Source organism: Micromonospora sp. NPDC003776 (genome assembly GCF_053605645.1).
In genome coordinates, this window is sequence record NZ_JBSGJR010000303.1 from 1 (window position 1) to 8,096 (window position 8,096).

At 73.7% G+C, this 8,096-nt stretch carries 6 protein-coding genes; 2 read left to right on the forward strand and 4 right to left on the reverse strand.

Features of this window, described 5'->3' with window-relative positions:
* From ACWEVO_RS22585 to ACWEVO_RS22595, 3 genes are all read right to left on the reverse strand, one after another.
* A partial coding sequence (locus ACWEVO_RS22585) for an AAA family ATPase (RefSeq protein WP_452309514.1) occupies positions 1–902 on the reverse strand: 902 nt, incomplete at its 3' end.
* Positions 902–2,050, reverse strand: a complete 1,149-nt coding sequence (locus ACWEVO_RS22590; protein ID WP_452309515.1) for an exonuclease SbcCD subunit D — start codon at positions 2,048–2,050, stop codon at positions 902–904. The genes ACWEVO_RS22585 and ACWEVO_RS22590, both read right to left, overlap by 1 nt.
* 13 nt (positions 2,051–2,063) lie before the next feature.
* A complete protein-coding gene (locus ACWEVO_RS22595) occupies positions 2,064–3,818 on the reverse strand; it encodes an ATP-binding protein (protein ID WP_452309516.1) in 1,755 nt (584 codons plus the stop codon).
* 265 nt (positions 3,819–4,083) lie between these two features.
* Here ACWEVO_RS22595 and ACWEVO_RS22600 point away from each other — a divergent pair, with 265 nt between their 5' ends.
* Positions 4,084–5,691, forward strand: coding sequence for a hypothetical protein (locus ACWEVO_RS22600; protein ID WP_452309519.1), 1,608 nt, complete (start codon positions 4,084–4,086; stop codon positions 5,689–5,691).
* On the opposite strand, the gene ACWEVO_RS22605 is transcribed toward ACWEVO_RS22600, so the two are convergent.
* Positions 5,663–6,109: a DUF7144 family membrane protein gene (locus ACWEVO_RS22605; protein ID WP_452309517.1), complete on the reverse strand. Its 447-nt coding sequence runs from the start codon at positions 6,107–6,109 to the stop codon at positions 5,663–5,665. The genes ACWEVO_RS22600 and ACWEVO_RS22605 overlap by 29 nt on opposite strands.
* A 325-nt stretch (positions 6,110–6,434) precedes the next feature.
* Here ACWEVO_RS22605 and ACWEVO_RS22610 point away from each other — a divergent pair, with 325 nt between their 5' ends.
* The gene (locus tag ACWEVO_RS22610; RefSeq protein ID WP_452309518.1) at positions 6,435–7,973 is read left to right on the forward strand and encodes a M4 family metallopeptidase; all 1,539 of its coding nucleotides are present in this window, start codon (positions 6,435–6,437) and stop codon (positions 7,971–7,973) included.
* Positions 7,974–8,096 lie beyond the last annotated feature (123 nt).

Genomic DNA, 8,096 nt, shown 5'->3' on the forward strand with positions numbered 1-8,096 from the left:
GCCGCGGCCTCATCGGCCGCCGCCCGGGCGGCGGCCACCGCCCGGGCCACCTCGGCGGTCCCGTCGGGCGGCCGGACGCCGGTCAGCACGGCCAGTTCCGCGTCCAGCGCGGCGAGCGCCGCCGCCTGCTCCCGCGCCGTCGCCCGGGCCCGGTCCAGCTCCGGTACGGCGGCCGCGACCGCCCCGGACAGCTCGCGCATCCGGTCGACCCGCTCCCGCGCCCCGGCGAGCGCCGCGTCGTCGACGTCGGCGAGCCCGCCGAGCATCCGGTCCACCGCCTCCAGCTTGGCCTCGGCCTGGCCGGCGCGCTCGGTGGCCTTCTTCTGCACCTCTTCGTAGACGCCGAGGCCGAGCAGGTTGACCAGGATCTGCTGCCGGGTGGCCGGCTTGGCGTGCAAAAAGTCGGCGAACTGCCCCTGGGGCAGCACCACGCAGCTGGTGAACTGCTCGTACGGCAGCCCGACCGCGTCCAGCACCGCCTGCTCCATCTCGGCGGGCGTGCCGGCCACCACCTCACCGAGGTCCTCCGGGCTGAGCCCGGTGTCCAGCTTCGTCACGTCGAAACCGGGCGGCATCAGCTGCAGGCCGGCGTTGGCCGTCTTCACCGCACCCCGCCCGTCCCGGCGGACCACCCGGGTGGCCACGTACCGGTCGCCGGCGGATTCGAAGACCAGCCGCACCCGGGCCTCGGTCGCCGAGGGGGCGAGCGCGTTGGCCAGCCCGCGGGTGCCGCCCCAGCGGGGCACCGTGCCGTAGAGGGCGAAGCAGATCGCGTCGAGCACCGTCGACTTGCCGGAGCCGGTCGGCCCGACCAGGGCGAAGAAGTCCGCGTCGGTGAAGTCGACGGTGGTCTCCTCGCGGAACACGGTGAAGCCCGCGATGTCCAGCCGCATCGGCCGCATCAGTGATCCACCTCCTCGAGCAGCTCGTCGAAGAGCTCCTGGACGCCCTCGTCGGCGTGCCCGCGGCTGCCCAGGTAGTCAGCGAAGAGCTCGCGGGGCGACCGGCCGGCCCGCTGGGCGGTGCGGGTGCCGCTGCCGGGGGCGGGCACCAGCTCCGGGTCGATCCGGATCTCCAGCGCCCGGGGGAGCAGCTCCTGCACCTCCTCGCGCAGCCCGGCGCGGGGCTGCTCGCGGACGTACACCCGCAGCCAGCCCTCCGGGGCGTCGAGCTCGGTGAGCTGGGCGAGGGTGCCGCGGACCGTGCGCAGCGGCACCGCGCCGGGCACCGGCACCTCCCGGACCTGGGCCGCCGTGGTCGCGGTGACCTCGACGAGCGTCACCGAACCGACGTTCTCCTGCTCGCCGAAGTCGACCGCGAGCGGGCTGCCGCTGTAGCGGATCGGGCAGGGGCCGATCACCCGCTGGGAGCGGTGCAGGTGACCCAGCGCCACGTAGTGCGCGGTGCCGGGGAAGACGGTGGCCGGCACCGCGTAGCCGAGCACGGTGTGCGCGTCGCGCTCGCCGCCGCCGGTGCTCGCCCCGACCACGGTGAGGTGCGCCGTCACGAGGTGCACCCGGTCCGGCTCGGTGAAGCCCTCGGCGAGCCGGGCGAGCACCCGTCCCAGGTGGTCGGCGTACGTCTGGTTGGCCTCCGCGGCGGTCAGCTCGTACATCTCCACGGCGCGCACGGCGTACCGCTGGGAGAGGAAGGGCAGCGCGGCGAGCTGCCAGCGCTCACCGCCGGCGGTGACCCCGTCGATGACGTGCTCGGCCGGGTTGTCCCGCACGCTGCCGCGCAGCGTGATGCCGGCCGCCTCGGCCCACGGGCGGAGCGCGTCGAGGGCCTGCCCGTTGTCGTGGTTGCCGCCGATCGCCACCACGTCCGCCCCGGTCCGGCGCAGCGCGGTCAGCGCCCGGGTGACCAGCCGGGTCGCCTCCGGGCTGGGGGCGGCGGTGTCGTACAGGTCGCCGGCCACGATGACCAGGTCGGGCCGCTCCGTCCGGGCGATCTCGATCACCTGGGCGAGGACCTGCTTGTGCTCCTCGGCGCGGGACTGCCCCTTGAGCACCTTGCCGACGTGCCAGTCGGAGGTGTGCAGGATCTTCATGCCTCACCTCACCTCAGAACGGGATGTCGTCGTCGGAGGCGCCGGAGCCGGAGCCGACCACGGCGAACGGGTCGGCCGCCTGGGTGATCGAGCGGAGCGTCTCCGACGGCGCCCGGCCGGCCTCGGAGACCCGGGTCGCCCAGGCCGGGAAGGGGAACTCCAGGCAGAGCGGCACCGGGATGTCGGGCTGGTTGACGAACATGGTGCCCGGCTTGGCCAGCAGCGCCCGCTGGCGCTGGGCGGGCGGGAGGAAGCCGTACTCCGGGCGGGACGCCTCGGCCGGGTCGAGCCGGCCGACCACCCGGATCGCCGAGTTGGTGACGATCCGCCGCTCCACCTCGCTGGCGGTCTGCTGCGCGCCGACCAGGATCACCCCGAGCGAGCGGCCCCGCTCGGCGATGTCGAGCAGCACCTCCTTGATCGGGGAGGAGCCCTCGCGCGGGGCGTACTTGTTGAGCTCGTCGAGCACCACGAAGAGCAGCGGCTTCGCCGTGCCGGCCTTCTCCTTGCGCTCGAACTCGCTCTTGAGCGTCACACCGACCACGAAGCGCTGCGCCCGGTCCGGCAGGTTGTGCAGGTCGACCACGGTGACCTGGGCGCTCTCCGCGGTGTTGATCGAGTGCGGCCGGCGCGCGGCCAGGTCACCGCGGATCAGCCGGCCCAGGTCCTTCTTGCTGCCGATCAGCCGGCGGGCGAACGCGTTGACCGTGCCGAGGCCGACCGCGCTGCCCGCCCAGTCGCTCCGGGTCTCGTCGTCGTTGAGCTGCTCGACGATGTGGTCGACCAGGTCGGCGTAGGACCCCAGCCGCACCCCGTCGATGCTCACCCCGCCGTCGGCCGGCTGGGCGTACCGGGCCAGGTGCGCGGCGACCGAGTGCACCACCATCGTGTACTGCTGCCGCTCGTCGTCGGCGTCGGCGAAGACGTAGGGCAGCAGGCGGTCGGCGCAGAACTCGCTCAGCGTCCAGTAGAAGCTGTCCACCCCGGTCAGCCGGCTGCTCACGTCCGGCGTGCCGGAGGAGTCGCCGACCCGGGGCGGCGCGTAGACCCGGACGTCGGGGAAGGCGCCGGCGGTGAGGCCGAGCTTGGCGTAGCCGGCCCGGGTGTCGTCGTCGAGCCGGGTGTTGGGGTGGTCGAGGAAGAGCAGGTCCTCGCCCTTGACGTTGAAGATGAGCGCCTTGGCGTTGACCGCGTCCCCGCCCAGCACGCCGGACCGGAAGACCGAGTAGAGCAGGAACGTGGCGAAGCTGGTCTTGGTGGCCACCCCGGAGATGCCGGAGATGGAGACGTGCGCGCCCCGGGTGCCGTCGAGGAAGTCGGCGTTGAGGTAGACCGGCACCCCGTCCCGGCCCATGCCCATCGGGATGCGCCGCTCCATCCGGTCGAAGTGCAGCGCCCGGGCCCGGGCGTCACCCTCGGCCCGGTGCACCACCGCGCCCGGCGTGGGCGGCACGTAGAACTCCGGATCGACCCGGGTGGTGGTGATCTCGGCGGCCTCCTGCACCTGGGCCGGCAGGGTGCCGTCGGCGATGGCGAAGACGTCGGAGTCGAACTGCGCGCCCTCGTGCCGGGCCCGCACCTGGGTGACCACGCCGGCGATCGTCACCGGCTCACGGTCGGGCAACTCACGGCGGGTCACCACCACGTCGTCGAGTTGCAGGTAGCTGCCGGGGGAGACGGCCGTCCAGAAGGTGAGCGGGGTGGCGTCGGCGGTGCCCAGCACCCGGCCGACCCCGTCGCCGGGGCCGTCGAGCAGGTCGTCGGTCATCGGCGGTCTCCGGTCGGCTGGTCGTCTCGGTCGCGGCGCACGACCTGCATCCTGCCCGAGGGATGCGACAGGTTGCCACGCGACGCGGCGGACGCCACCCCGACCGTTCGGCGTGCTCGCGCAGTGCCGCCGCGCGCTGACCGTCCGTACGGCTCGAGGTCCGCCGGTTCCGGCACCGCCCGGGCCGATCCGCGAGATCCTGCGCAGGAACCCGAGAGCCGGGGCGCGAGGAGCGGCGGTGGAAGCGAGCAGGGGCCGGTTGGGCATGTTGCTCCTGCTCGCCGTGCTGCCGCCGGTGCTGGAGGAGGCCGTCGTGTCCGGCATCGGCTTCACCGGGGCCCGCGCCCTCGCCCCGCAGGCCACCGGCGTCTGGCCCTACGACTCGTACCACGACCTGCGTTGGCTGCTGGTCTACCACAACTCCTGGGGGCACTTCCTGCTCGGGCTGGTGGCCCTCACCGTCGGGCGCGGGCTGCTGTCGGCGGGGCTCACCGCGCTGGCCTGGCCCGCGCAGGTGCAGCGCCCGCCGTTCGGCTGGCTGGTCCGGCGGAACCTGGAGGTCGCCGCCCTCGCCGCGGTGATCATCTCCCCGTGGGCGGCGCTCTCGGTCGCCTTCTCGGTGGTCGCGCTCTCCTGGTACCTGCTGGCCTCGCTGGTCCCGATGCTGGTGCTCGCCCCGTTCCTGCAACGCGCCGGGGTGGTCGGGTCGTGGTGGCGCGGGCTGCCCACGATCGAGCTGCTCGGCTGGTCGGTGCTCAACTTCGCGGTGCTCACCTTCGCCGGGGCGCTGATCGCCGGCACCCGGGGCTGGTGGGGCGTGCCGGTGGCGGCGCTGGCCGGGGTGGCGAACGGCCTGCTCTGGCGGCGGACCGTGGCCGCGGCGGCGCTGCCGGCGCGGATCCGCTGGGCCCGGGTGCCGGTGGCGCCGGTGGCGATCGTCGCGACCATGGTCGGCGCGGTGGCGGCGCAGTCGCTCATCGGTCTCGCCACGGGCAAGCCGGGGGAGTGGACACCGCCGGTGGTCAGCGAGCCGCTCCCCAACCGGGTGCCGCACGCGGTGATCGTCCTCGCCGGGCACGACTCCGAGTGGAACGGACGCCCGCCGGTGGACCCGCGGGTGGAGCGCTTCTCCTACCAGGGCCTCGACGGCCAGGGCCGCCCGCTGCCGTACGCCCCGGAGGCCACCCACCGCTCGCTGGACGCCAGCGCGGTCCTGCTCGCCGCGCAGGTCGAGGCGCTGCACCGGCGCACCGGACGGCCGATCGCCCTGCTCGGATCCAGCGAGGGCGCCATGGTGGCGCGGACGTACCTGGACAAGTGGGCGAAACCGACGCCGGTGGAGGCGGTGATGCTGTTCAGCCCGCTCATCCGGCCCGGACGGGCCTACTACCCGCCGCCCGGGCACAGCGGCTGGGGCGTGGCCGCCGGGTGGGAGCTGCGCGGCCTCTTCTGGCTCGCGAACCTGGGCCGCGAGGTGAAGAGCGGACCGGACGAGCCGTTCGTGAGGTCGGTGCTGGCCAACGCGCCCTTCTACCGCAACCGCACGCTCTGCCCCGTGCCGGGCGTCCGCATGGTCGCCTTCCTGCCGACCGTCAGCGCGGCGGAGGCACCGCCGGGCGAGTACAGCCGGGTGCCGGTGTTCCAGTTGCCCGCCTTCCACGGCGGCCTGGTCGGCCGGCGGGTGGCCGAGGACCGGGTGGTCGACTTCCTGGCCGGCGGCCGGATCCACCAGCCGAGGCGGGAGTACGACCTGTTCCAGCGGCTGGGTGCCGCCTGGCAGGCGCCGCCGCTGGCGTTGGTGGTCAACCCGGTGTGGGCGGCCGACCGGGAGGGCGACCCGGCATTCACCGGCCGGATCTGCCAACCCCGCTGAGCGCGTCCCCGCCGCCGGCGCGCACGGCACGGCGGTGCCGGACGAGCAGCCGGACGGCCGCACCGGTGAGCGCGACCACGAAGATCGCCCGAACCGGCGCGTACGGGAGGAGCAGCACGTCCACGACGACCGCCAGCGCGGCGCAGCCGATCGCCGTCCCGGTGGTGCCGGGCCGGCCGGTGACGGCCGCCAGCCCGGCGAGCGCCACGGCCGCCCCGATCGCGACGTGCAGCCAGGCCCAGCCGGTGATGTCGAGCGGGTAGACCCCGTGCCGGGTCACCGCCATGAACGGGTCCCCGACCGTGTTGGCGTAGGCGGACACCATGTCGACCAGGCCCGAGGCGACCAGCAGCCCGCCGGCGAGCAGTGGCCGGCCGGCTCCGGCCGGCTCCGCCCCGGCCACCCGCGGTGAACGCACTTCCCCAGGTTAAGGCCGTGAACGCGGGGGTGGGGCCGGGTGTGCGAGGTGTGGCGGGGCGGCCGATGCTCCCGCCCTGCAGGCCGCCGTTGATGAACGGGCGGGGAAAAGATCTGGAAAAAATCTTGGCCGCAGGACGTGACAGACATGGGGCCCGTGGCGCAAGAATGTGCAACAACGCATCGAGGATCTTTCCTCCGTCGATCCCGTGTGCGCCGTCACGCCCTGTCACCTGCGGGGACGTGACCGACCCGCCGTCCAGCACCGGCGGGTCCCGTCGGTCGGTACCCCCCCGACCGGCAGTCCTAGTGAAGGTAGGAGCTCCATGCGTCGTACCACTCTCCTGGGCGGCCTGGCCACGGCCGCGCTGCTGGCCGCCGCCGGCAGCCTGCCGACCACCGCCTCCGCGGCCCCCGTGTCCGGTGACGCGTTCACCCGCGCGGTGGCCCAGCTCAAGGCGCACTCGGGCAGCACGCTCGTCGCCGACGGGTCGTCGTTCACCCTGAAGACCGTGTCGACCGACGCCGACGGCACCGAGCACGTCCGGCTCAACCGCTACCAGGACGGCCTGCCCGTCCTCGGCGGCGACACCGTGGTCCACCTGGGCAAGGGCAACACCTGGAAGGGCGCCAGCCAGAGCCTCGCCGCGGCCCCGGCCCGGGGTGCGAAGGCCCGCGTCAGCGCCGCGACCGCCGGTCGCGCCGCGCTCGCCACCTCGACCGCCGCGGCCCGTCGCGTCGACGGCAGCCAGCTGGTGTACGACGCCGACGCCACCGGCACGGCCCTTGCCTACGAGGTCGTGGTGGGCGGCGCGTACGCCGACGGCACCCCGAGCGAGCTGCACGTGCTGGTCGACGCCACCAGTGGCAAGGTCCGCGACTCGTGGGAGGGCGTGCAGCGCGACGGCACCGGCAACACCTTCCACTCCGGCACGGTGACCGTGGGCAGCACCCTCTCGGGCGGCACCTACCAGCTCACCGACGGCACCCGGGGCGGTCACAAGACCTACGACCTGAACGGTGGCACCTCCGGCACCGGCACGCTGGTCACCAGCGCCTCGAACGTCTTCGGCGACGGCACTCTGGCCAACCGGCAGACCGCCGCGGCCGACGCCGCGTACGGCGCCCAGGAGACCTGGGACTACTACAAGGCCACGTTCGGCCGCAACGGCATCCGTAACGACGGCGTCGGGGCGTACAGCCGGGTGCACTACAGCACCAACTACGCCAACGCGTTCTGGAGCGACTCCTGCTTCTGCATGACCTACGGTGACGGCGGCTCCGGCTGGTACCCGCTGACCTCCCTGGACGTGGCCGGTCACGAGATGAGCCACGGCGTCACCAGCAACACCGCGGGCCTGCGCTACAGCGGTGAGTCCGGCGGCCTCAACGAGGCCACCAGCGACATCTTCGGCACCCTGGTGGAGTTCTACGCGAACAACGCCAAGGACCCGGGCGACTACCTGATCGGCGAGAAGCTGCGCACCAGCGGCGCCCCGCTGCGGTACATGGACAAGCCCTCCAAGGACGGCTCCTCGGCCGACTGCTGGAGCAGCTCGGTGGGCCGGCTGGACGTGCACTACTCCTCCGGCGTGGCGAACCACTTCTTCTACCTGCTCGCCGTCGGCAGCGGCTCGTCGTCCTACGGCAACAGCCCGACCTGCAACGGCAGCACCGTGACCGGCATCGGCAACGCCAAGGCCGGCGCGATCTGGTACCGCGCGCTCACCACCTACATGACCTCGCGGACCAGCTACTCGGGTGCCCGCACCGCCACCCTGTCGGCGGCGAAGGACCTGTACGGCGCCGGTAGCGCCGAGTACAACACGGTGGCCGCCGCCTGGTCGGCCGTCTCCGTCAACTGACCGCCTGATCCGGCGTCGGCGGACTCCTCCCACCTCCCGCCGAAGGCCCGCGACATCGCGATGGTCTTCCAGAACTACGCCCTCTACCCGCACATGACGGTGTACGAGAACATGGCGTTCGCG

Bases quoted from the DNA above. Each gene is read 5' to 3' on its own strand.
- ACWEVO_RS22610 (WP_452309518.1), top strand. From the start codon at position 6,435: ATGCGTCGTACCACTCTCCTGGGCGGCCTGGCCACGGCCGCGCTGCTG.
- ACWEVO_RS22590 (WP_452309515.1), bottom strand. From the start codon at position 2,050: ATGAAGATCCTGCACACCTCCGACTGGCACGTCGGCAAGGTGCTCAAG.
- ACWEVO_RS22600 (WP_452309519.1), top strand. From the start codon at position 4,084: ATGTTGCTCCTGCTCGCCGTGCTGCCGCCGGTGCTGGAGGAGGCCGTC.
- ACWEVO_RS22595 (WP_452309516.1), bottom strand. From the start codon at position 3,818: ATGACCGACGACCTGCTCGACGGCCCCGGCGACGGGGTCGGCCGGGTG.